Genomic DNA, 22019 nt, shown 5'->3' with positions numbered 1-22019 from the left:
GCATGTCCCACAACTGGCTAGAGGAAAACGATGCGGATTGTAACAGCGCAGGAACTGGAAAGCTGGCTGGCCAGTGGAGAAGTGCTCGAGCAGGATGCTCGCGGCCCCAAAGTGGTGGCACTGACCGACGGCAATCTGCTGAAAATCTTCCATACCCGCCGCCCGCTACTGCAGGCCCGCCTGTGGCCGGCAGCCCTGCGCTTCAGCCGTAATATCGAGCGTCTGCGCGCGCGTGGCGTGGCTACTCCGCAAGTCAGTGAAGCGCTCTGGATAGACCGAGCAAAGGGCCTCAGCGCCTGCCTCTACGCTCCACTACCAGGACAGTCTCTGGAACAGTTGCTGCGCAGCGGTGATCCCCGCATTGAACAGGAGCTGCCAGCCCTGGCCGGTTTCATCCAGCACCTGCATCGTCAGGGCATCTACTTCCGCTCTCTGCACCTGGGCAATATTCTGCTGACTGCACCGGGCCAGTTCGGCCTGATCGACGTGCTGGATCTGCGCTGCTATCCCTTTCCACTCAACCGCAGCCTGATCCGCCGCAACTTCGAGCACCTGCGCAGCTATCTGCAGCGCCGACACCTGGAGCACTTCCCCTTCGAGCGACTGCTCAGTCTCTACCACTCCGGCGGAGTCGGTACTACGCAACTGAACTGAAGCGTCTCCGGCTCAGCCGCCCCCGGCCAGCAGCGAATCCACCTCACGCCACTCCAGTCGCGGCACCAGCGCCGGCTCGATACGGCTGTTGCGAGACAGGTTGAAGACTTCAAAGTCAGGCCGCAGAACCCGTCGGGCAAGCAGCTGGAAACTCGGCAAAATGTAGTCGTCCCAATCGTCGTCGAGCCGACTCGGTACCACCTTGCCTTGCGGATCGTAGAACTGGCCAAGCCCAGCCTGCATATCGACTCCGACCATGAATACCCGCTCGAAGCCCAAGTGGCAGGCCAACTGCAGAGCAGCGTATGCAATGGTTCGGGCATTGAAGTAGCCCAGTCCAAGATTACGGCTGAAGCCGATACGATTGCGTTTCTGGTGCAGTAATGACCACTGCACCAGAAGCTCCGGATCGTGCCGGTGACGCCAGGCAAAATGCCGATCCGACAATCTGCGCTGCCCGTGCAGGCGGTTGGCCCGCTCCAGCAGAAAGAGATCGCCCTCTTCTAGTGCTTCGGGTGTATGACGCGCCACCTGCTCCAGCGAACTCAGGCCCAGCGCTGCATGTTGCGCATGGCGAATACCTTCAGCCACCGCGGTCCCCTTGCGCTCAGCAACTCCACGATCGTCACAGAGATAGAACAGCGGTCTGAGACCTTCTTCGAGAAAACGCACAATCGAACCATTCATCGACAGCATCGGCCAGTCTCTATAGCGCGCCATGGGGAAGTCCGCCACAGATGGCCCGGATGCCACGAGAAACACCGTTCCAGAGAAACGTCCGCGCAGTGCGGCAAAATCCCTCAGCCCAATTCGCACACCGCTATCCAGTTGCAACGTTCGTCCGGAGTTATTCGTTTCAATGTGCATGCAGACGCTCCCGGCTTCCCAGAGCGATGGCCAGCGGCAGCCAGATCCACAACCAAATAAGGTTTGGCGAATGAATAAACGAGTGCAGCTCGAAGAACATCACCGCCAGGCTTCCGCAGAGCAGGCCAAGCGCCAGCGTGGCCAGGTCATTGGAGCAGCGCCACAGGCGCCGGACTGCCAGCAACAGCATGCCGAGAAACAGCACCAGGCCTACCACACCGTACTGAAACAGCACCTCCAGGTAGAGGCTGTGAGTATTGGTCACCTTCAGGCGGTCGATCTGCATCAGATCCATATTGACCCCCGCGCCGTGGCCCTGCAGCCAGTAGCCGGGCATGGCGTCGAGCACCATTTTCCAGATCACGTCGCGGTGGGTCAGGTTGCGCGCGGCCTCGACTCCAAGCATGTTGGGGAAACGAAGCAGCGCCAGCACCAGTGCCAACACCAAAGCCACACCGCAGCCAATCCAGATACGCAGATTACCCAGTCTCCAGAGCAGGAACAGACCGCCGGCCGCCACTCCCAGCCAGGCACTACGTGAGAAAGAGAGAAATACATAGAGCCCTAACGGCAACAGCAGCAGCCCCCAGAACAGACGGCCAGACCAGCGCTTGCTACTAAGCAGTGACCAGAAAGCGGTTAACCCGGCCAGAGCCAGGTGCATGCCGGAAATAATCGGGTTGCCGAACTCGGCGAAACCCGGAATACCCGAGCTATGCAGACGGAAGGCGCGATAGCTGAAATTGAAGCCATTTTTGTGCAGCGCGAGGCCGATGGTCACCAATGAGGCCAGTGCCCCCAGTACTGCCGACGCCTGCAGCAGCCGCAGTAGCGTCTGAGATTCTCGCCCGGCAAGATAGGCAGTGGCCACAATAAACACCAGCAACACCAAGCCGCGCCGGAGAATGTCGACCTCACCGCCGAGCCAACACACGCTGATCAGCACCCAGAGCGCCAAACCACCCATCAGCAGTAACAGCTGACGCTCGACCAGCTCAGCGCCGACCTGCCGCCAGTTCAGCAAAGCTGCAAGCAGGAAGAAGGCCAGACAGAAGCGCATACTGCTTGCCCAAGCCGAGGTCTCGCCAGGCCACCAGAAACGCCCCAGCAGCAGTACTGCCATCGAGAGCCAGGCAAACAGAAACGGCAAGCGCTTAAGAGCAATCCGTGGATCCATGTGATTCAACACTCCTGCCGACGGCAATATTGGGCAATTTGTTTAAACATTTCCTGCGCCTGCTCCCGCGAGCGCTGCAGGAAGTGCTCCAGCGCCTGCTGTTCCTGCATAGAGAACGGCCAGGCGGCCGCCAATTGCAGCGCTTCCTCGTAGCTCTCAGCCAGACGAAGCTGCAGACCAGCCTCCTGCAAAAGGGCTTCAATCTTATGCGTGTTGGAGGAAACCGCAACGAAAGGCGTGCGGGTTAGCAAACAAAGCGTCACGCAGTGAAAGCGTCCGGTCACCATCCACTCGGCAGCCGACAGGCTAGCCAGAAAACGCGCCAATGAGCGCGACGAATAGCGCCAGCGAAGTTGTGTCAGCGACCGTTCACCAAGTTCCTGTGGCACGCTGTGCAGGTGGCTGGACAACAGCCGGGACTCGGCCTTCAACCGGCGCGCCAGACTCTTAAGCAGGTAGGAAGGAAAACCTTTGCCAGCCTGCAAGGGCGGAGGTGCCTTGATGCTCAGGTAGCGAACCCGGTGACGACAGGCAGTCTGCCAGGCCTCCCAAGTACGCTCGGCAAACACACTACCGTTAATCAGCCCGCCGGAACGCACGCTACAGTAAGGCGACAGATCCAGAGTCAGTGTCAGATCCGGCACTACCTGCGCCGCGATTCCAGCCTGCGCCAACTCCTGCCTACTAAGCTGATCTCGCACATAGATACCGCTGAAATCGCGTGCATACTCGTTCAGCCGGATATTACGCTGCCACACGCTATTGATCAGAAAGCAGGGCACCCCGTGGGACTTGCAGTAACTGGCTAGCTCCACCAGACGCAGGGCCTGACGAGCATCATCGTGCATAGTGCCCTCACCGTTGATCAGGCACAGATCGGCCTTAAGGATATCGGCTTTCAGGCGCGCGTCGGCCTGCCAGTCATAGCGCATCGGACAGGCTCGGCGAATGTGGATTCCAGCCGCAGCGGCCAGACGATAGATCTGTCGAACCACCAATTGAGAGCCATGATGCTGCTCATATGAGGTGTCGTTGAAAAGCAAGGCCTGCATGAAAAGCCCTATAGAGTGAACATTAACAAGCCACCGAGACACTCCTTAAAGCAGAAGGTCGCGTGACGGCCACGAATGGCTGTCGCCTCCATGTCACAGCACTTTGTGGCCACCCCCTGGCCTGAGCGGGATCCCCTCGAGTGCCTACCAGTGAGGATGCATTTCCCAGTTTCCTTATCTTTCAACTGCTCCACTGGCCGGTAACCAATGCCCTTCAATAACTTCGCCGCGCAACAAGCGCTCCAGCAACTCGAGGTTATGCTCCAGCCCCTGGCAGCCCTGAGCCAGATGGTAGTGAGCAAATTGCTCTGCCTGCTGCAGGTGCCGGGGATAATCCTGCTCCACGGCCCTGACCGCCTCCTGCAGGCTCTCAACGCTCGTCACGGCTTCACCGAAGAACCTCGTCTGAGCAAACAAATCTACGCCCTGGCCAACCGTTACACCGATCACCGGCCGCCGCGCCAGTGCCGCCTCGATCACTGCATTGGAAAGAAGACTGACCACCACACTGGTCTGAGCCAGTGCATCAGCCAGGCTGCAGCTTTTGGGCAAAACCTGCACGTTATCCAGACTGGCAGCGGCCTCCTGCCAGAACGCCACCTGGCTGCGCGGATGGGCCTTGACCAGCACCTGGTATTCCGGATGTGCTCTGGCCCAGTCACGTACCAAGGCGTAGGCTGCCTGAAAACCGGCTTCCTTTTCCCTGTCAGGCCCTACTCCCAGGATCAACAGACTGCGCCAGGCAGGATCGCCAGCAGGCTGGTCGTATGCCATATCAATCATGTGCGAACCAGCCAGCACCGCAGTCGAACTGCCGAAGCGCAAAGTCCGGGCCTGCAATGCCTGCAGTGAACTCTGGCCAAACAGGAAGTAATAGTCGTAGTCGTTCATGCTTAGCCGGCGCGAGCTTTCCACCGTGGTGGCATGAGCCAGATGCACCAGCAGATTGCCGCGGGCATTCAGTGCCAGACGCAGAAAGGGGCTGTACAGGCTGCCGTTACGGTCATTAAGCAGGATGCGAGGCTGATACTGTTCTACCAGCCACTGTGCATAGGCAGCGAGCCCGAAGTAACGGGTTGGCACAGCGAAGGGAGGCATTCTGAGCAGACGCTCATGCAGAACCGTCTTGGGCCCCTGCAGTGCGGTCTCCACCAGGCTATGACCGCGCCCACGCAGCACCTCGATCAATAGCTTCTTGCGTTGCAGCGGTATCACCTTGGGGGCTGACTGCAGCAACAGGAAATCACATGGCTCTGGTGTAACTACAGAGGCTAGGCGCCTGCGCGCTCGCACGCCGAACCACCAGTCGCCCAGGGCTTCACGAACAAAGCGCAGCGCACTGCCGAATACCCCGTGACGCTCGCGCAGCAACTGCCAGCGGTAGCGGTCAAGGGCGCGGGCGCAATCAGCCCAGGGATTGCTGGTAGCGTTCTTGCTCATGAAGGTCTCAGCGCAGCGGCGTACACAAGGGAAGCGACCAGAAACGGCGTGTGACCGCCTGATCCGAAAAGGACTGCTGTAGACGCTCCAGCATCCGTTGGCGCAGCGGCTGCAAATCGTCCAGCCGCGCCTGGCGCTGCAAAGCGGAGGCTAGCGAATCGACGCCGCCGAGCGGGAACAGCTCACCAACGCCCTGCACCACCTCCCGGCCACCACCGCAATCGGTACCAATCACTGGCACGCCAGCAGCCATGGCCTCCAGTAGCACCATGCCGAATGGCTCGTGATCCGAACTCAGGGCGAACACATCGAAGGCCCTGAAGTAACGCCGGCCATGGGCTACCTGGCCGAGAAAACGCACGGAGTCGCTCACACCCAGCTCGGCAGCCAGAGCCTTGAGCAAAGCCTCCAGACGGCCGCTGCCCATGATTGCCAGCAGGCTGCCGGCCGGCAGCTGTGGTAGAGCCTGGGCAAAGCCACGAATCAGAGTGGCCTGATCCTTGTCCGGGTGCAGGCGACCGGCGTTGCCCACCACCCAGGCGTCTTGCGGCAAACCGAGGTGCTCACGAGCAGCCGCACGATCGACCTGCTCGGCCTGTAGCGCCGCCAGGTCAATACGGTTGTACAGTGTCTCGATACGCTCGGCCGGCCAGTCGGGCAGGCAGGCACGCATGTCATCGCGTACCGCATCGGAAACGCCCAGCAGCCTGAGGCGCTGGCGGAAAAAATTGGCGAACAGCCGGCGCGAACGCCGCTGATAATCACCGAAGGCGTGGTGCACGCCAATCACCGGCAGATCACTGCCAAGCAGGGCGACATAGATCGGCTTGAAGCGATGAGCAATGCACAGGGCGAAGTCGCGGGACGCGGCGATGCGCCGCAAGTCGCGAATCGCCGCCAGTTTCAGGCCTCGCACCTGCTTGCTGGAATAGTCGAGAAAGATAACCTCGTCGGAGGCCGAGCCCTGCTCCACCTCGGCCGAGGGTGCGCCGGTCAGATAGACCGTGCACACCTTGTAGCGCGTGCCGGCGAACAACGCAGCGTACTGCCGGGCACAGTCGAGAAACGGTCCGTCATAACCGTGACAGAACTGCAGTACCCAGCGCACGCCGTTGCCGGCGACCGGCTCAGACGTGGTCATACCAGTCCCTGCCGTCCTTGACCACGAGGATGTCTTCCATGATCAGGTACTGCAGATCCGAGCCATAGAACATGTTCAATGCATCGGTCGGTGAGCAGATCATCGGCTCGCCGCGGCGGTTCAGCGAAGTGTTGAGCGACACGCCGTTTCCGGTCAGCTTCTCCAGCTCCAGCATCAGGTCGTACCAGCGCGGATTGAAGCGGCGCTCCAGCACCTGGGCGCGGGACGTGCCGTCTTCGTGTACCACCTCGGCGACGCGGGTCTTCCATTCCTCGTTGACCTCGAAGGTGAAGGTCATAAACGGACTTGGATGGTCAACCTTGAGCATCTTCGGCGCGACGGTGTCGAGCATCGACGGGCAGAAGGGTCTCCAGCGCTCGCGGAATTTGATCTGTTCGTTGATCCGGTCGGCCACACCCGGCACGCTCGGGCAGCCGATGATCGAGCGGCCGCCAAGGGCGCGCGGGCCGAACTCCATGCGGCCCTGGAACCAGGCCACCGGGTTTCCGTCGACCATGATCCGGGCGATGCGCTGCTCAACGTTGTCGATCTTCTTCCACACCGGCTTGTTCGGGTGCCTGGCGCAGGCGGCGATGACCTCCTCGTTGCTGTAGGAGGGGCCGAGATAGACGTGCTCCATCTTCTCCACCGGCACGCCGCGGGCCACCGACACATAGGCCGCTGCACCGACTGCGGTGCCGGCGTCGCCGGAAGCCGGCTGTACGAACAGTTCCTTCACTTCCGGACGGGCGATTATCTTCTGGTTGAGCTTGACGTTCAGCGCACAGCCGCCGGCGAAGGCGATCCTGCCGGTTTCCCTGATGATGTCACCCAGGTAGTAGTCCATCATCTCCAGCGCCAGCTTCTCGAACAGCGCCTGCATGCTGGCGGCGTAGTGGATGTAGGGATCGTCGGCGATGTCGCCCTGACGCTTCGGCCCCAGCCAGTCAATCAGCTTGGGCGAGAAGTAGTAGCCCTTGCCGTTTTCCTTGTAGCGGCGGAAGCCGATGACGTTGGCGTAATCGGTATTGATGGTCAGCTCGCCGTTCTCGAACTTGGCCAGGCGCGAGAAATCGTACTTGGCGGCATCACCGTAGGGTGCCATGCCCATGACCTTGAACTCGCCGTCGAGCATCTCGAAGCCGAGGTACTCGGTGATCGCACCGTACAGGCCGCCGAGTGAATCCGGATCATAGAACTCCTTGATCTTGTGGATCTTGCCGTTCTCACCCCAGCCGAAGAAGGTGGTGGCGTACTCACCCTTGCCGTCGATGCCGAGGATCGCGGTCTTCTCCTTGAAGCCCGAGCAGTGGTAGGCGCTGGAGGCGTGTGCCAGGTGGTGCTCGACCGGCTCGATCTTGACCTTCTTCAGGTCGAAGCCGAGTTGCACCAGACACCACTCGATGCGCTTCTTGTAGCGCTTGTAACGGCGGTTACCGAACAGGATCGCATCAAGGGCACGATCCGGCGCGTAGGCGTAGCGCTTGGCGTACTGCCAGCGGGCTTTCTCGAAGATGCTGATGGGCGCGAAGGGAATCGCCACCACGTCGACGTCCGACGGCTTGATCCCGGCCTGCTCCAGGCAGAACTTGGCGGACTCGTAGGGCATGCGGTTCTTTGCATGCTTGTCGCGCACGAAGCGCTCTTCCTCGACCGCCGCGATCAGCTTGCCATCGATGTACAGGGCGGCGGACGGGTCATGGCTGAGCGCGCCGGACAGGCCGAGAATGGTCAATGCCACAGGTGTAAGCCTCTAGTTCGGGCAGGTGCCAGGCACCTGCGGTAAACGTTGGTCGAGCAACCGGTACAGCGCGGAGTCTGCCGGCCAGTTGCGCAGAAAACGGGCACGGTCCCGGGCATAGGCCCGAGCAAAACTGCGTGCACTGCGATGCTGACGCATGGCATCCAGGTCAATCAGCGACCAGGCACCCTGCGCATCATCCCAGAACAGATTGTGCCCCTTGAGATCGCCATGACTGATGCGCTCGCGCAACAGGGCGGCAAACAATCGCTCAAGAGCCAGCAGTTCGGCCTCCGGTGGGGATGCGTGCCGATATGCCTCGAAACGGGCAATTATATCCTGCCCACCGCAATAGTCGGTAATCAGGTAGGCGCGCCCACGCAGCCAGCAAAAGCGCCGCTCGATCACCGCCAAAGGCGTAGGAGTGGGAATGCCCAGCAGTTGAAGGCGATTGCCCTCACGCCAGCTGTGCCAGGCGCGGCTCGGCCGCCAGAAGCGCTTGAACCAGTGCAGCAGGTTCTTCACGTTGTAACGCTTGAGCACCAGCGGCCGTCCCCCAACCTCGATACGGGCCACCGTCGCGGCTCCGCCTGTCTTGTACAGATGGCCGGCATCAATTCGCGCATCCAGCTCGCCGAGCAGCGGCTGCAGCAGCGGCTCGCAGTCACGGCGCAGCACGCGCAGGCCGAAGGCACCGATCCGTGCGGCAAACAGGCTGCAGTCGCGCCCCGTTTTGCGCAGGAAATCCCGCAGGCGCCAGCGACGCACCTTCTCCACCTCGCTCTGCAACTGCTCCAGAGGCAGGGCATGCTCACCATTGGCCAGCAGGTAGAAGATCAGCAGCTCCTCCAGATAAGTATCCAGCTCCGCCGGTAGCTGGGCGAAAAACACCCCGAGATTCTCCAGCACCCGCTGGCGCGAAAGAGGCTGCCCGGCCGTCTCCACCCGCACGCCACCACCGTCGATCAGATACAGGCGACCGTCATGCCGCAGCAGATTGTCCAGATGCAGATCGGCCTGCCACAGGCCCTTGCCATGCAGCCGGGCGATGGACTCCAGGGCCGCGCCGAGCACTGCCTGCTGAGCGTCGGACAACAGCGGCTCGTGTACCACCGAACGCCAGGCGTCCCACAGGCTCTCGGCGCCATTCAGATAGTCAAACAGCAGCCAGCCGCCCTGCCCGCTCGCAAAGCCCTCTGCCAGCAGGACAGGCGTCGTCAGCCCCTGGTTTGCCAGCAGATGGGCACCCTCCAGTTCACGCTGGTAATGCCGCTCGGCCTTGCCGCCGACCAGCAGCTTGGCAAGCACTGCACGACCACGCCACTGTGCCAGAGCGACATAACGCTGCCCGGGCAGCACCCGCAGTAGGCGTTCGAGGCGCAGCGACTCACCGGCAAGCTCCAGGCTCAGCGGCAGCTGTGGCGCACGGCCAGCCTGCTGCAGTTCGGCCAGTTGCATCAGCGCATCTCCTTGTGCCGACGACGAGCGCCGAGACGTTGATACCAGCGCTCGATATCGCCCTTCTCACCCAGATAAGCAGTGAGCAACTGACGCACTTCAGCCTCGCTCCACAGACCGGCGCGGCGTAGCAACGGCTCCAGATCCTTGATCCGGTCGCGCTCTCCCAGCAGCAGCGGCCGGGTCTTTTCCAGATCGATCAGTTGCGCATCAAAACCCGCAGCCCCCTCACGCAGGAAGATATGCTTGGGATAGAAACAACCATGCATCTGCCGCGCCCGATGCAGATCACGCGCCAGCTCGCCACAGGCCCTCAGAATGGCGCTGCGCTGCGCATCGCTCAGCTCGGCCCAACGCTGCAGCCAATGATCCAGATCCCGCCAGCCATCCAGGGCCCGGGTCAGCAGCAGCGCCCGGTGCTCACCCGGCACACGTCGCTCAGCGAAAAAGGCCGCCTGCAGCGCCGGAATGCCTAGTTCGGCATAGCGGCGGATGTTGCGAAATTCGCGGGCAAAGGTCGGCTCGCCCAACGGCTTCAACAGACTGCGGGTCAGGTGATTGCTCTGCCGCTTGAGGTAGTAGGCACGCTCATCCAGCTCCAGCCGATAGACACTGCTCCAGCCGCCGCGCTCGGTGTTGGGCTCATCCACCGCCTCCAGCTTGAGCGCCCACAGCGCCTCGAAACTGGCCAGGCCATGGCGTTCGAGCAGTACACGGTCTTCTGCGGCAATAAAGTCGCTCATTCCCGTCCCTCGAAGAACTTCAGGATCCTGCGCACCTGACGCTTGCCGGCCTCATCCAGCCGGGCCCGCTGACGGTACTGCAGGTAGAAGCGCAAACGCTGGGTTCGTCTCAGTACCTGTTTGGCCACCTTATCCAGACAGGCCAGATCCTTGACGATCCGGTAGCGCAGCAACGCCCCCCACCAGAAACTGCCGGTAGGGCAGTCGATAAAGAACAGCCGACCCTGCTCGTTGACCAGCAGATTGCGCCATTTCAGATCGTTATGAGTGAAGTGATGGTCATGCAGCGTCCGGGTGTGCTGCGCCAACTGACGGCTGATGTCATCTACCCAGGACGCATTGCGCAGGCGCGGATCACCCTCCTTCGCCAGCATCGCCAGATCACAGGTGTGCTCCAGTTCGCGGGTAATCAGCGCACCACGAACAAAGGCACCGGCCCTTCTCTCCAGTCCATAGGCAACAATGGGCGCGGTGGGGATGCCCCACCTGGCGAAGTGCCTGAGGTTCTGCCACTCGGCCTTGACTCGCGGGCGGCCGAGATAACGGCGCAGCCCCTTGCCTGCGCCCCAGTAGCGCTTGACGTAGTAACGCACGCCGTCGCGCTCGATAAGTATCACCTCGGACAGCGGGTCCTTGGTCAGGCGCCGGCCCTGCAACTCGAACACGGCCTGCAACGAACCAAAGTCGGCAGCCAGTGCACGATAGTCTTCGGCGAGATTCCAACCGGCCATCAGAGTGCATCCCCATAGCGCTGCTTACGCGCATAGAGCTTCGCAGCCTTGCGCTCCAGCCACTGTAGCAGGCGCGCCTCTTCGCGCAGCACCTGACGCAGCGGCCGCTGGAAATAGTCGCGCAGGAAGCGCAGCCTGTCGCGCCGGGTCAGGCCGATATCGAGCACCGAGAAATACAGCGCGGCCAGATCCTTGTCACGCCAGCGCCGCGGCGTGTGCCGACGCACCTGGGCGCGGTGCAGGTCGATGATCGACAGACGCAGATCGCCAGGCTGGATCGGCCGCTCCGTGTGCAGCAGGAAATGGCAGATGTAGCAGTCACGGTGATTGACCCCGGCACGATGCATAGCCCTGGTCATCCGCGCCACCTCACCGATCAGCGCGCGCTTGAGAGCGAACCTGGGCGGCTGCTGCGCCCAGTTCAGGCTGAGCTGCTCCAGGTCGACGGTCGGCGCCAGCTCTTCGGTGACGATGAATGAATGCTGACGCGCCGGATTGCTGCCGCGCTCGCCGTAGGCCACGGCGGTCATGGTCGGCACTCCTGCAGCGGTCAAGCGCTGGATCGCCTGCCATTCCTGCGCAGCGCCGAGCACCGGCGCCTTGGCACTGAGCAGGTTCTTGACGATCTCGCCCCAGCCAATACCGCGGTGAATCTTGACGAAGTAACCCCGCCCGTCGACTTCGGTGCGCAGGGTACGGCGGCCTTCCAGCTCACGGTAGACCTGGCCCTGCAACGCCTCGACGGCCTCGAAGGCGTCGCGACCGGCCCACAGGCTCTTGAACGGCTCGGCGAGAATCAGCTTCACGCGTGTTTCTCCGCGAGGATCACGTCGGCGGCCTTCTTCGGCATCGAATACAGATCGGCGCTGTCGGCATAGGCAAGCCCATTGCGCCCCCAGAAGGCGCGCTGCTGCGGATCGGCGAGCATATCGGCCAGGGTGCGGTTGAGCTGCTCCTGCTCGAACGGGCTGGGCAGCACCCGGCCGCAGTCGGCATCGGCAATGTAATGCGCGTAGCCGCACACATCGGTAACCAGCACCGGCAGGCCGGACACCAGGGCCTCCAGCAGTACGGTACCGGTATTCTCGTTGTAGGCCGGGTGGATCAGCAGGTCGGCACCGAGCAGGAAACGTGGAATATCGCTACGTCCCTTGAGAATCTGCACCTGATCCGTCAGCCCCAGTGCCTTGACCTGCAGCAGGAAGGGCTTGGGGTCATCCTGGCCAATGGCGATCAGCCGGGTGCGTTTGCGCAACTCGCGCGGCAGGGACGCCAGCGCCTTGAGGCTGCGATCCAGCCCCTTGGTCTTGAAGCCGGAGCCGATCTGCACCAGTAGCAGATCATCATCACTCAGATTGAACTCCCGGCGGAACTCGGCACGGATCTCGGCGGCATTGGCCGGTGCGCGGCGATCCTGGGCAATTCCCGGAGGCAGCAGATGGAAGCGCTGCACAGGTGTCTTGTAGTGCTTGATGAACAGCGGCTGCTGCACCTCGGAGATCATCAGTATCTCGGTCTTCGACTCCGGCGCGAACACCGCTCGCTCGTACTCGGCGAAATGCTTGTAGCGCCCCCAGCGACGATAGATCGGGTTGCGCAGGGTCTGTGCCTTGTCCTCGAAACAGCCGTCGGCGGCGTAGTACACGTCCAGGCCCGGCATCTTGTTGAAGCCGATCACCCGGTCGACAGGATCTCGCTTGAGGTCGGCTTGCAGCCAGGCGGTGAATTTCTCGTTGCGGCGGTGATTGAACAGGGCACGAACCGGTGCCACGCGCACGTCGAAGCCGCCGGGGTTGTCGCCCTCCCAGATCGGCGTGTAGACGCGAATGGCATGGCCGCGCGCCTGGCACTCCAGGGCGATGCGCATGAAGTCGCGCTGCAGTCCGCCGAAAGGAAAGTATTTGTAGAGAACGAAGGCCAGTTGCATAGCCACTCCTTAAAGGGTTTCGCGAGGTGCAAGCAACAGCGCCTCCAGCTCCAGGGCGACGCGCTCGGCGCCCAAGCCCTCGAAACATGGCTGATTGCGATCACCACTGCCTGCGCCAGGGCCACTGGCGCAAAGATGGATCTGGCCACGGCCGTAGGCGCCCACCTTGCCAGGCAGGGTTGGACCGTAAAGGGAAATGTTCGGCACGTCCAACGCAGCGGCCAGGTGGCCAAGGCCGGTATCCACCGAAACACAGGCCCGAGCACCGGCAATGACCTTGGCCACGCCAGCCAGATTCAATTTCGGCAGCACCGCCGCATACTGCAGACCGGAAACAATGCGCTCGGCCCGCGCCTTCTCCTCGGCATTGCCCCATGGCAGGCGCACCGCCCAGCCCAGCTCGTCCATACGTTCGGCCAGGGCGCGCCAGTCTGCCTCCGGCCAGTGCTTGCTCGGCCAGGTAGTGCCATGCAGAAACAGCAGATAAGGCCCGGCTGCGGTATCGCCTAATGCGGCACGGTCAAGGCCATAGTCACCCACGCCGACCGGCAGCGGATAGTCCAGCGCCTGGGCGAACAACTGACGGGTACGCTCCAGTGCGTGTTGCTCCCTGGGTACGGCGTACAGACGGTCGTAGAAGCGACAGGCGATCGGCTCACGGGCCGAGTCGCGATCCAGGCCAGCCACCGGAGCCTTGACATAACGGGTCAGCCAGGCACTTTTCAGCAGTCCCTGGGCATCGATCACCAGGTCGTAGCGGGTCGCGCCAAGGCGCTGGCGAAAACGCTTCCACTCACCGCTGCGCCAGGTTTGCAGCAGGTGCTTGCGCCAGCGGCGGATCGCTACCGGAATCACCTGCGACACCGCCGGGTGCCAGGCCGGAATCTCGGCGAAGCCTTCCTCCACCACCCAGTCGAAACGGATGCCGGGAATCGCCCGGGCCGCATCGGTGAGAGCCGGCAGGGTATGTACCACGTCGCCTAGCGACGAGGTTTTGATGATCAGCACCCGCAATTCAGTGATCCTCGGCCAGGCTCAGTGGATCGCCCACCAGTCGGCCCAGCGCGTCGATCACCTGCCGCGGCGCCAGATCACGCAGGCAGTTGTAGTGACCGAAGCGACAGGTACGCTCAAAGCAAGGGCTGCACTCCAGCCCCAGCCGGACGATTTCCACCCGTTCGGCCAGCGGTGGCGTGAACTGTGGAGAGGTAGAGCCGTAAACGGCCACCAGCGGGCGTTCCAGAGCTGCTGCCACGTGCATCAGCCCCGAATCGTTGGAGACGACTGCCGCAGCAGCCGACATCAGATCGATGGCCTCAGCCAGACTGGTCTGCCCAGCCAGATTGCTGACCTCCTCACGCAACCCGGGAATCAGCCGCAGGCGAATATCTTCGCCGCCGGCATGATCGTTCTTCGAACCAAACAGCCAGACCTGCCAGCCCTGGCGAATCCGCGCTTCGGCAACCTTGGCGTAGTGCTCGGCCGGCCAGCGCTTGGCCTCGCCGAACTCCGCTCCGGGGCATAGCGCCAGAACCGGGCGATCAAGCTGCAGGCCGAACTTCTCCAGCGCCGCATCGCGGCTGGCCTGATCGATCACCAGGCATGGCCGTGGATAAGGCTGAGGCAATGCCGCACCCGGTTCGTAGGCCAGCGCCATAAAGCGCTCGATCATCAGCGGGTAGCGGTCCTTATCGAGAATGCGCAGGTCGTTGAGCAGGCCATAGCGCATCTCGCCTCTCCAGCCCGTGCGCAGAGGGATGCCGGCGAACCATGGCACCAGCGCGGACTTGAGCGAGTTGGGCAGCAGGATCGCCTGATCGTAGCGGCCGGCCAGTGACTTGCCGATACGCCGACGGGTGGCCAAATCGAGCACGCCATGCCCCAGCGGCAGGCTCAGCGCGGCCCGCACCTCGGGCATGCGCTCAAGGATCGGCCGACTCCAGTCCGGCGCCAACACATCGATCTCGCACTCGCCATGACGCTGCTTCAGACACTGGAACAGTGTCTGCGCCATCACCATGTCGCCCACCCAACTGGGCCCAACGATTAGTATCTTCATATCCTTTCCAGAAACGATCGGGGAGGCCGGAAGCCTGCCGACAGCCTGCACTTCTGACTGCACTGAACGAAGCGGCGCCCGCGGACAACATCACTGTCTGCGTCTGCCCGCCTCTTCGAGCAGCTAGCGTACAAGCCTGCCGACAAGCTCCCGAAGCCTCCCCGTCATGACCCCGGAACCGTCCTTACTTGACCAGAGTGCGCCACTCGGCATGAGCCGAGGTCTTGCCGGTCACCAGGTCAAAGTAGGCCTTCTGCAGCTTTTCGGTTACCGGGCCACGGCGGCCGATACCGATCTGACGGCCGTCAACTTCGCGGATGGGCGTCACTTCGGCGGCGGTACCGGTGAAGAAGGCTTCGTCGCAGATATACACCTCGTCGCGGGTAATGCGCTTCTCCACCACCTTGATGCCAAGCTCGGACGCCAGAGTGATGATGGTGCTGCGGGTAATGCCGTTGAGGCAGCTGGTCACTTCCGGGGTGTAGATCACGCCGTCCTTGACCAGGAAGATGTTCTCGCCCGAACCTTCAGCCACATAGCCTTCCGGATCCAGCAACATGGCCTCGTCGGCGCCGCCGGAGATGGCTTCCTGCAGAGCAAGCATCGAGTTGATGTAGTTGCCGTTGGCCTTCGCGCGGGTCATGGCGATGTTGACGTGGTGGCGGGTGTAGGAGCTGGTGCGCACCTTGATTCCGCTTTCCAGCGCTTCTTCACCCATGTAGGCGCCCCAGTGCCAGGCCGCGACGATCACGTGCACCTTCAGGCCAGCGGCACGCAGGCCCATGCCTTCGCTACCGAAGAACACCATCGGACGCAGATAGGCGCTTTCCAGACCGTTCTCGCGTACCGCCGCACGCTGCGCCTCGTTGATCTCCTCCTTGGTGAAGGGGATCTGCATGTTGAAGATATGGGCGGAGTCGAACAGACGGTCGGTGTGCGCCTGCAGGCGGAAGATCGCAGTGCCGTCCGGGGTGTTGTAGGCACGCACCCCCTCGAACACGCCCATACCGTAATGCAGGGTATGGGTCAGCACATGGGTGGTTGCTTCGCGCCACGGCACCAGTTTGCCGTCGTACCAGATCACGCCGTCACGGTCGGACATCGACATCTTGCCTGCTCCTCAAATTCGCTTCTCGATTAACTTCAGTGGGTGGGGCCTTGCCCCGCCCGGTCAATTCAGCCCAAGTGCCTGCCACAGGCGCATCACGGCGCGGCGTTCAGCCTGGAACTGATCGCCCGGCACCACGCCCGGCTGCTTCTGCAGCGCCTGCCGGTGGGCCGCCGAGCGGTAGCTCTTGTACACCTCGCGCAGCAGTGCGGCATCCTCAGCGGGCATCAGCCCGACCTGTTCCAGACCTTCCAGAATGCGGATATTGTCGGTGAACTCGAGTAGCTGCGGGTACTGCCATGACCAGGCCAGAGCCGCGTATTGCACCATAAATTCGATATCGACGATACCACCGGCGTCCTGCTTCAGATCGAAGCTGGACGTGGCTTCAAAGGCATTGTCTGCGGTACCGGCCGCAGTAGCGCGAGTGCCCAGGTTGTCACGCATCTTGGCACGCATCTCGCTGACCTCGCGCTGTAACGCCGCCAGCTCGCGCTGCCGGCCGAGCACCTCGGCACGCACCCGGGAGAACTCGCCAGCCAGTCGCTGGCAGCCAACCAGCACCCGGGCGCGTACCAACGCCTGGTGCTCCCAGGTCCAGGCCTCGCTTTCCTGGTAGCGCTGGAAGGCGCCCAGGGAACTGACCAGCAGGCCCGCCGCACCGGAAGGACGCAGGCGCATGTCCACCTCGTAGAGCGCGCCGGAAGTGGTCTGGGTAGTCAGCAGATGAACGATGCGCTGCCCCAGTCGAGTGAAAAACTGCGCTCCGTCGATCGGCTTGGCGCCATCGGTCTCGGCCTGCGGGTCGCCACCGTGAATGAAAACCAGATCCAGATCCGAGCCGTGTCCGAACTCCAGGCCACCCACCTTGCCGTAGCCGACGATGATGAAATCCGGGTCGCACGGTGTGCCATCTGCGCGCAACGGCCGCCCATGACGCTGCACCGTATGCTGCCAGGCCAACGCCAGAACCTGTTCGAGAATTGCCTCAGCCAACCAGGTCAGATAGTCGGAAACCTTCATCAGCGGCAGCGTGCCGGCAATTTCCGAAGCGGCCACACGCAGACTGTGGGCCAGCTTGAAATGACGCAGCGCCTCCATCTGCTGCTCCAGATCGTCCTGCGGAATACGCACCAGCCGCTCGCGCAGCTCAGCCGCCAGCTCGGGCGCCTGCGGAGGCGAGTACAGCCTGCCCTCGTTGAGCAGTTCGTCAAGCAACAGCGGAAAGCGGGCGATCTGCTCGGCGATCCACGGACTGGCAGCGCACAGGGTCGTCAGACGCAGCAGGGCACCCGGGTTCTCGCTCAGCAGCACCAGATAGGCCGAGCGCCGCGCCACCTTCTCCACCAGCGGCAGCACCCGCTCAAGCACCAGATCCGGGTTGTCGTGCTCAATGGTCTGCGCCAATAGACGCGGCACGAAGGCGTCCAGGCGCTCACGCCCGAGGCGCTGCATGGCCCGCACCTGCGGCGAATTACGCAGGGCCAGAAGGCGCTGCCAAGCTGCCTGCGGCTCGCCAAACCCCGCCTCCTGCAACTGCAGCACAGCAGCCTCCTGGTCCAGCGCCTGCTCCCACAGCGGCAGCCATTCGGCGCCGTAGGAAGCTGCCCCGGGGCATCCGTCCTCTTCGTCCGGATCGGCAATAACCTGTTGAAAATGCCACTCGATACGACCACGCCAGTAGGTCAACCGCTTGTGAAAGGCCACCCAGTCGGCAAACCCCATAATCGCCGCCACCCGCGCCTGTTCCAGGGGATCGGCCGGAAGCATCTGCGTCTGCCGATCACCGATCCCCTGCAAGGCATGCTCGGTATAGCGCAAGAACTCGTAGCCTTCACGCAGCTCAGCGACCACCGCCGGAGGCAGGTAACTCTGCCCTTCCAGGGTCGCCAGAACCTTGAGCAGCGACCGCTGCTGCAGACTGAGATCACGGCCGCCATGGATCAACTGGAAGGCCTGGGCGATGAACTCCACTTCGCGGATGCCTCCGGCACCCAGCTTGATGTTCTCGCTCATGCCCTTGCGCCGCACCTCCTGCTGAATCAGTTGCTTCATGGCGCGCAGCGCTTCGATGGCAGAGAAATCCAGATAGCGCCTATAGACAAAGGGACGCAGCAGCTCCAACAGCTCCCGCCCGGCGGCCTGATCGCCACCAACCACCCGCGCCTTGATCATGGCATAGCGCTCCCAGTCGCGCCCTTGATCCTGGTAGTACTGCTCCAGCGCATTGAAGCTGAACACCAGCGCGCCACTGGAGCCGTAGGGGCGCAGGCGCATGTCGGTGCGGAACACGAAGCCGTCGACAGTGATCGCATCCAGCGCACGAATCAGCCGCTGCCCCAGGCGGGTGAAGAACTCCTGGTTGTCCAGCGCGCGCCTGCTTCCCTCGGTTTCCCCGCCTTCCGGATAACCGAAGATCAGGTCGATGTCCGAAGACAGGTTCAGCTCGTGGGCGCCAAGCTTGCCCATACCAAGAACCACCAAATGCTGCGGATGGCCGCTACGCCGTCCGATTGGCGTGCCGAACTGCTCGCAATGGCGGGGATAGAGCCAGTGGTAGGCAAGATCGATGCAGGCGTCAGCCAGATCCGAGAGATCGCGACAAGTCTCTGCAAGCACGGCCTGGCGACTGAAGTCGCGCCAGATGATGCGCAGCTGCTGACGGTTGCGAAAACGCCGCAGACAGCGCGCCAGAGCCTCCTCGTCGTCGCAACCGAGCAACTGTCCAGCCAACTGTTCGCGCAGCTCACCGGCGGCCAGCGAACGCTCCAGCTCGCCGGAAGCGGCGAGCGCAAAAAACATCTGCGGATCACGCTGGACCTGCTCGACGACAAAATCACTAAGCACCGCAACTCGCCGCCATGCCTCGCGGCGGCCAGGCGGCCATGCGGCCAGCTCGCCCTCGAAACCGCTTGCCAACTGTTCCAGCACGCTCTCCACCCGTTCCACCCGGGATGTCAGCGAAGGGGGTAACTCGACCGGCAACGGCTGGCTCATGGTCTATCCTTTTGACGGATTGTCAGACGCACGGTGAAACCATCGAAGCCAGCAGCCACGGGCTTGCGGCGGCCATCATCACCGCGAATTGTAGTTTTACTACTGCTGAATTGTATCCAGAGGGCTGAATCCGTCGCCAAAATGTAGTAAAACTACAAACGGCCGGACCTACCCCCGGTAAATCCAAGAATGCAACTCACCTGCTCAAAAAGCCGGTGAGCCTTAACTGGCCTCCGATTCTGGAAGCCTTTCCGCCCTGGAGCAAGCCATGCAAGACCTCGATCCGATCGAAACCCAGGAATGGCTGGACGCCCTTGAATCCGTCCTCGACCGTGAGGGTGAAGACCGTGCCCATTACCTGATGACCCGTCTGGGCGAGCTGGCCACCCGCAGCGGTGCGCAACTGCCCTACGCGATCACCACGCCGTACCGCAACACCATTCCGGTCACTCACGAAGCACGCATGCCGGGTGACCTGTTCATGGAACGCCGCATCCGCTCGCTGGTACGCTGGAACGCCCTGGCCATGGTGATGCGCACCAACCTGGACGACCCGGATCTGGGCGGCCACATTTCCAGCTTCGCTTCCTCGGCGACGCTGTATGACATCGGCTTCAACTACTTCTTCCAGGCTCCGACCGAAGAGCATGGCGGCGACCTGGTGTTCTACCAGGGCCACGCCAGCCCCGGCGTCTACGCCCGTGCTTTCATGGAAGGCCGCATCAGCGAGGAGCAGATGCAGAACTTCCGTCGCGAAGTCGACGGCAAGGGCCTGTCCTCCTATCCTCACCCTTGGCTGATGCCGGACTTCTGGCAGTTCCCCACCGTTTCCATGGGACTGGGGCCGATCCAGGCGATCTACCAGGCCCGCTTCATGAAGTACCTGGAAGCGCGCGGCTTCATCCCGGCCGGCAAGCAGAAGGTATGGTGCTTCATGGGCGACGGCGAATGCGACGAGCCGGAATCCCTCGGCGCAATCGCCCTGGCCGGCCGCGAGAAACTGGACAACCTGATCTTCGTCATCAACTGCAACCTGCAGCGTCTGGACGGCCCGGTGCGCGGCAACGGCAAGATCATCCAGGAACTCGAAGGTGTGTTCCGCGGCGCCCAGTGGAACGTCAACAAGGTAGTCTGGGGCCGCTTCTGGGATCCGCTGTTCGCCAAGGACAAGAACGGCGCCCTGCAGCGTCGCATGGACGAGGTGGTCGATGGCGAGTACCAGAACTACAAGGCCAAGGACGGGGCCTACGTGCGTGAGCACTTCTTCAACACCCCGGAACTCAAGGAGATGGTCAAGGATCTCTCCGACGAGGAGATCTGGAAGCTCAACCGTGGCGGCCACGACCCGTACAAGGTCTATGCGGCTTATCACCAGGCGGTCAATCATCAGGGCCAGCCCACCGTGATCCTGGCCAAGACCATCAAGGGCTACGGCACCGGCGCCGGCGAGGCGAAGAACACCGCACACAACACCAAGAAGGTGGATGTGGAAAGCCTGCGCCAGTTCCGCGACCGCTTCGACATTCCGGTCAAGGACGAGGATCTGGAAAAGCTGCCGTTCGTCAAACCCGAGCCGGGCAGCCCCGAGTACAAGTACCTGCACGAGCGCCGTGCGGCCCTCGGCGGCTTCGTGCCGCAGCGCCGGCAGAAGAGCTTCAGCATCCCGACCCCGCCGCTGGATACCCTCAAGGCCATCCTCGACGGCACCGGAGACCGCGAGATTTCCACCACCATGGCCTTCGTGCGCATCCTCGCGCAACTGGTCAAGGACAAGGATCTGGGCTCGCGCATCGTACCGATCATCCCGGACGAAGCCCGTACCTTCGGCATGGAAGGCATGTTCCGTCAGCTCGGCATCTACTCCTCGGTCGGCCAGCTCTACGAGCCGGTGGATAAGGACCAGGTGATGTTCTACAAAGAGGACAAGAAGGGCCAGATCCTCGAGGAAGGCATCAACGAAGCCGGTGCCATGAGTTCCTTCATCGCCGCGGGCACCTCCTATTCCATCCACAACCAGCCGATGCTGCCGTTCTACATCTTCTACTCGATGTTCGGCCTGCAGCGTATCGGCGACCTGGCCTGGGCTGCCGGCGACAGCCGCACCCGTGGCTTCCTGATCGGTGGCACCGCCGGCCGTACCACCCTCAACGGCGAAGGCCTGCAGCACGAAGACGGTCACAGCCACATCCTGGCCTCGACCATCCCCAACTGCCGCACCTATGATCCGACCTACGGCTACGAGCTGGCAGTGATCATTCGTGAAGGCATCCGCCAGATGATCGAGCAGCAGCAGGACATCTTCTACTACATAACCGTGATGAACGAGTCGTACCAGCAGCCGGCCATGCCGGAAGGGGTCGAGGAAGGCATCATCCGCGGTATGTACCTGCTCGAGGAAGACAAGAAGGAAGCCGCCCATCACGTGCAACTGCTCGGCAGCGGCACCATTCTGCGCGAAGTACGCGAGGCGGCGAAGATCCTCCGCGAGGAGTACAACATCGGCGCCGATGTATGGAGCGTCACCAGCTTCAACGAGCTGCGCCGCGACGGTCTTGCCGTGGAGCGCAGCAATCGTCTGCATCCGGGCCAGAAGCCCAAGCAGACCTACATCGAGCAGTGCCTGACTGGCCGCAAGGGGCCGGTGGTTGCGTCCACCGACTACATGAAGCTGTATGCCGAGCAGGTTCGCCAGTGGGTACCGAGCAAGGAATACAAGGTACTGGGCACCGACGGCTTCGGCCGCAGCGACAGCCGCAAGCAGCTGCGTCACTTCTTCGAGGTGGATCGCTACTGGGTCGTACTGGCTGCTCTGGAAGCCCTGGTAGACCGCGGCGAGCTGGAAGCCAAGGTACTGGCCGATGCCATCACCAAGTTCGGCATCAACCCCGACAAAGCTAACCCCCTGGACTGCTAAGGAGCGTAGC

General features: G+C 62.4%; 17 protein-coding genes. 2 read left to right on the top strand and 15 right to left on the bottom strand.

Going from position 1 to position 22019, the window contains the following annotated elements; all coding sequences use genetic code 11:
- Positions 1 to 30 precede the first annotated feature (30 nt).
- Entirely contained in the window at positions 31 to 654 is a 624-nt protein-coding gene (locus NCCP436_RS11365) for a lipopolysaccharide kinase InaA family protein (RefSeq protein WP_220804119.1), read from the top strand.
- A 12-nt stretch (positions 655 to 666) separates the two neighbouring features.
- Here the strand turns inward: NCCP436_RS11365 and NCCP436_RS11360 are convergent, their stop codons facing one another.
- The 15 genes from NCCP436_RS11360 to glnE all read right to left on the bottom strand — a co-directional run bounded on the left by NCCP436_RS11360 (position 667) and on the right by glnE (position 19095).
- Entirely contained in the window at positions 667 to 1521 is an 855-nt protein-coding gene (locus tag NCCP436_RS11360; RefSeq protein WP_220804118.1) for a lipopolysaccharide core biosynthesis protein, read from the bottom strand.
- Positions 1511 to 2698 carry an O-antigen ligase gene (locus NCCP436_RS11355; RefSeq protein ID WP_220804117.1) on the bottom strand — a complete coding sequence of 396 codons (1188 nt, stop codon included), beginning with the start codon at positions 2696 to 2698 and terminating at the stop codon, positions 1511 to 1513. Before NCCP436_RS11355 ends, NCCP436_RS11360 begins: the two co-directional genes overlap by 11 nt.
- Before the next feature lie 5 nt (positions 2699 to 2703).
- Complete coding sequence (locus NCCP436_RS11350; protein ID WP_220804116.1) at positions 2704 to 3750, bottom strand: polysaccharide pyruvyl transferase family protein; 1047 nt, start codon at positions 3748 to 3750, stop codon at positions 2704 to 2706.
- A 174-nt stretch (positions 3751 to 3924) separates the two neighbouring features.
- Positions 3925 to 5190, bottom strand: coding sequence for a capsule biosynthesis protein (locus tag NCCP436_RS11345; protein ID WP_220804115.1), 1266 nt, complete (start codon positions 5188 to 5190; stop codon positions 3925 to 3927).
- Between the two features lie 7 nt (positions 5191 to 5197).
- Positions 5198 to 6331: a glycosyltransferase gene (locus NCCP436_RS11340; RefSeq protein ID WP_220804114.1), complete on the bottom strand. Its 1134-nt coding sequence runs from the start codon at positions 6329 to 6331 to the stop codon at positions 5198 to 5200.
- Positions 6318 to 8072: a carbamoyltransferase gene (locus NCCP436_RS11335; RefSeq protein WP_220804113.1), complete on the bottom strand. Its 1755-nt coding sequence runs from the start codon at positions 8070 to 8072 to the stop codon at positions 6318 to 6320. The genes NCCP436_RS11340 and NCCP436_RS11335 overlap by 14 nt, the downstream gene beginning before the upstream one ends.
- 12 nt (positions 8073 to 8084) lie before the next feature.
- Positions 8085 to 9530, bottom strand: a complete 1446-nt coding sequence (locus NCCP436_RS11330; RefSeq protein ID WP_220804112.1) for a lipopolysaccharide kinase InaA family protein — start codon at positions 9528 to 9530, stop codon at positions 8085 to 8087.
- The gene (locus tag NCCP436_RS11325; RefSeq protein ID WP_220804111.1) at positions 9530 to 10273 is read right to left on the bottom strand and encodes a lipopolysaccharide kinase InaA family protein; all 744 of its coding nucleotides are present in this window, start codon (positions 10271 to 10273) and stop codon (positions 9530 to 9532) included. The genes NCCP436_RS11330 and NCCP436_RS11325 overlap by 1 nt, the downstream gene beginning before the upstream one ends.
- Positions 10270 to 11004 (bottom strand): lipopolysaccharide kinase InaA family protein, encoded by a 735-nt coding sequence (locus NCCP436_RS11320; RefSeq protein ID WP_220804110.1) that lies wholly within the window; start codon positions 11002 to 11004, stop codon positions 10270 to 10272. Before NCCP436_RS11320 ends, NCCP436_RS11325 begins: the two co-directional genes overlap by 4 nt.
- A complete protein-coding gene (gene rfaP, locus NCCP436_RS11315; protein WP_220804109.1) occupies positions 11004 to 11810 on the bottom strand; it encodes a lipopolysaccharide core heptose(I) kinase RfaP in 807 nt (268 codons plus the stop codon). Before rfaP ends, NCCP436_RS11320 begins: the two co-directional genes overlap by 1 nt.
- Positions 11807 to 12931, bottom strand: coding sequence for a glycosyltransferase family 4 protein (locus NCCP436_RS11310; RefSeq protein ID WP_220804108.1), 1125 nt, complete (start codon positions 12929 to 12931; stop codon positions 11807 to 11809). Before NCCP436_RS11310 ends, rfaP begins: the two co-directional genes overlap by 4 nt.
- A 9-nt stretch (positions 12932 to 12940) precedes the next feature.
- Complete coding sequence (gene waaC / locus NCCP436_RS11305) at positions 12941 to 13945, bottom strand: lipopolysaccharide heptosyltransferase I (protein WP_220804107.1); 1005 nt, start codon at positions 13943 to 13945, stop codon at positions 12941 to 12943.
- Between the two features lies 1 nt (position 13946).
- Positions 13947 to 14990 (bottom strand): lipopolysaccharide heptosyltransferase II, encoded by a 1044-nt coding sequence (waaF, locus tag NCCP436_RS11300; protein WP_220804106.1) that lies wholly within the window; start codon positions 14988 to 14990, stop codon positions 13947 to 13949.
- Positions 14991 to 15174: 184 nt separating this feature from the next.
- A complete protein-coding gene (locus tag NCCP436_RS11295; protein WP_220804105.1) occupies positions 15175 to 16098 on the bottom strand; it encodes a branched-chain amino acid transaminase in 924 nt (307 codons plus the stop codon).
- A gap of 63 nt (positions 16099 to 16161) precedes the next feature.
- Complete coding sequence (gene glnE, locus NCCP436_RS11290; RefSeq protein WP_220804104.1) at positions 16162 to 19095, bottom strand: bifunctional [glutamate--ammonia ligase]-adenylyl-L-tyrosine phosphorylase/[glutamate--ammonia-ligase] adenylyltransferase; 2934 nt, start codon at positions 19093 to 19095, stop codon at positions 16162 to 16164.
- A gap of 268 nt (positions 19096 to 19363) precedes the next feature.
- Here glnE and aceE point away from each other — a divergent pair, with 268 nt between their 5' ends.
- The gene (gene aceE / locus NCCP436_RS11285) at positions 19364 to 22009 is read left to right on the top strand and encodes a pyruvate dehydrogenase (acetyl-transferring), homodimeric type (protein ID WP_220804103.1); all 2646 of its coding nucleotides are present in this window, start codon (positions 19364 to 19366) and stop codon (positions 22007 to 22009) included.
- The last annotated feature ends 10 nt before the right edge of the window (positions 22010 to 22019 follow it).

The organism is Pseudomonas sp. NCCP-436 (genome assembly GCF_019656335.1).
Lineage (GTDB): Bacteria > Pseudomonadota > Gammaproteobacteria > Pseudomonadales > Pseudomonadaceae > Aquipseudomonas.
The sequence above is the reverse complement of the archived record's forward strand: the minus strand, read 5'-3'. Positions and strand labels throughout refer to the sequence as shown.

Coding starts and splice junctions, on each gene's coding strand:
- NCCP436_RS11365 (WP_220804119.1), top strand. CDS start 31: ATGCGGATTGTAACAGCGCAGGAACTGGAAAGCTGGCTGGCCAGTGGA.
- NCCP436_RS11360 (WP_220804118.1), bottom strand. CDS start 1,521: ATGCACATTGAAACGAATAACTCCGGACGAACGTTGCAACTGGATAGC.
- NCCP436_RS11355 (WP_220804117.1), bottom strand. CDS start 2,698: ATGGATCCACGGATTGCTCTTAAGCGCTTGCCGTTTCTGTTTGCCTGG.
- NCCP436_RS11350 (WP_220804116.1), bottom strand. CDS start 3,750: ATGCAGGCCTTGCTTTTCAACGACACCTCATATGAGCAGCATCATGGC.
- NCCP436_RS11345 (WP_220804115.1), bottom strand. CDS start 5,190: ATGAGCAAGAACGCTACCAGCAATCCCTGGGCTGATTGCGCCCGCGCC.
- NCCP436_RS11340 (WP_220804114.1), bottom strand. CDS start 6,331: ATGACCACGTCTGAGCCGGTCGCCGGCAACGGCGTGCGCTGGGTACTG.
- NCCP436_RS11330 (WP_220804112.1), bottom strand. CDS start 9,530: ATGCAACTGGCCGAACTGCAGCAGGCTGGCCGTGCGCCACAGCTGCCG.
- NCCP436_RS11325 (WP_220804111.1), bottom strand. CDS start 10,273: ATGAGCGACTTTATTGCCGCAGAAGACCGTGTACTGCTCGAACGCCAT.
- NCCP436_RS11320 (WP_220804110.1), bottom strand. CDS start 11,004: ATGGCCGGTTGGAATCTCGCCGAAGACTATCGTGCACTGGCTGCCGAC.
- NCCP436_RS11310 (WP_220804108.1), bottom strand. CDS start 12,931: ATGCAACTGGCCTTCGTTCTCTACAAATACTTTCCTTTCGGCGGACTG.
- waaF (WP_220804106.1), bottom strand. CDS start 14,990: ATGAAGATACTAATCGTTGGGCCCAGTTGGGTGGGCGACATGGTGATG.
- NCCP436_RS11295 (WP_220804105.1), bottom strand. CDS start 16,098: ATGTCGATGTCCGACCGTGACGGCGTGATCTGGTACGACGGCAAACTG.
- glnE (WP_220804104.1), bottom strand. CDS start 19,095: ATGAGCCAGCCGTTGCCGGTCGAGTTACCCCCTTCGCTGACATCCCGG.
- aceE (WP_220804103.1), top strand. CDS start 19,364: ATGCAAGACCTCGATCCGATCGAAACCCAGGAATGGCTGGACGCCCTT.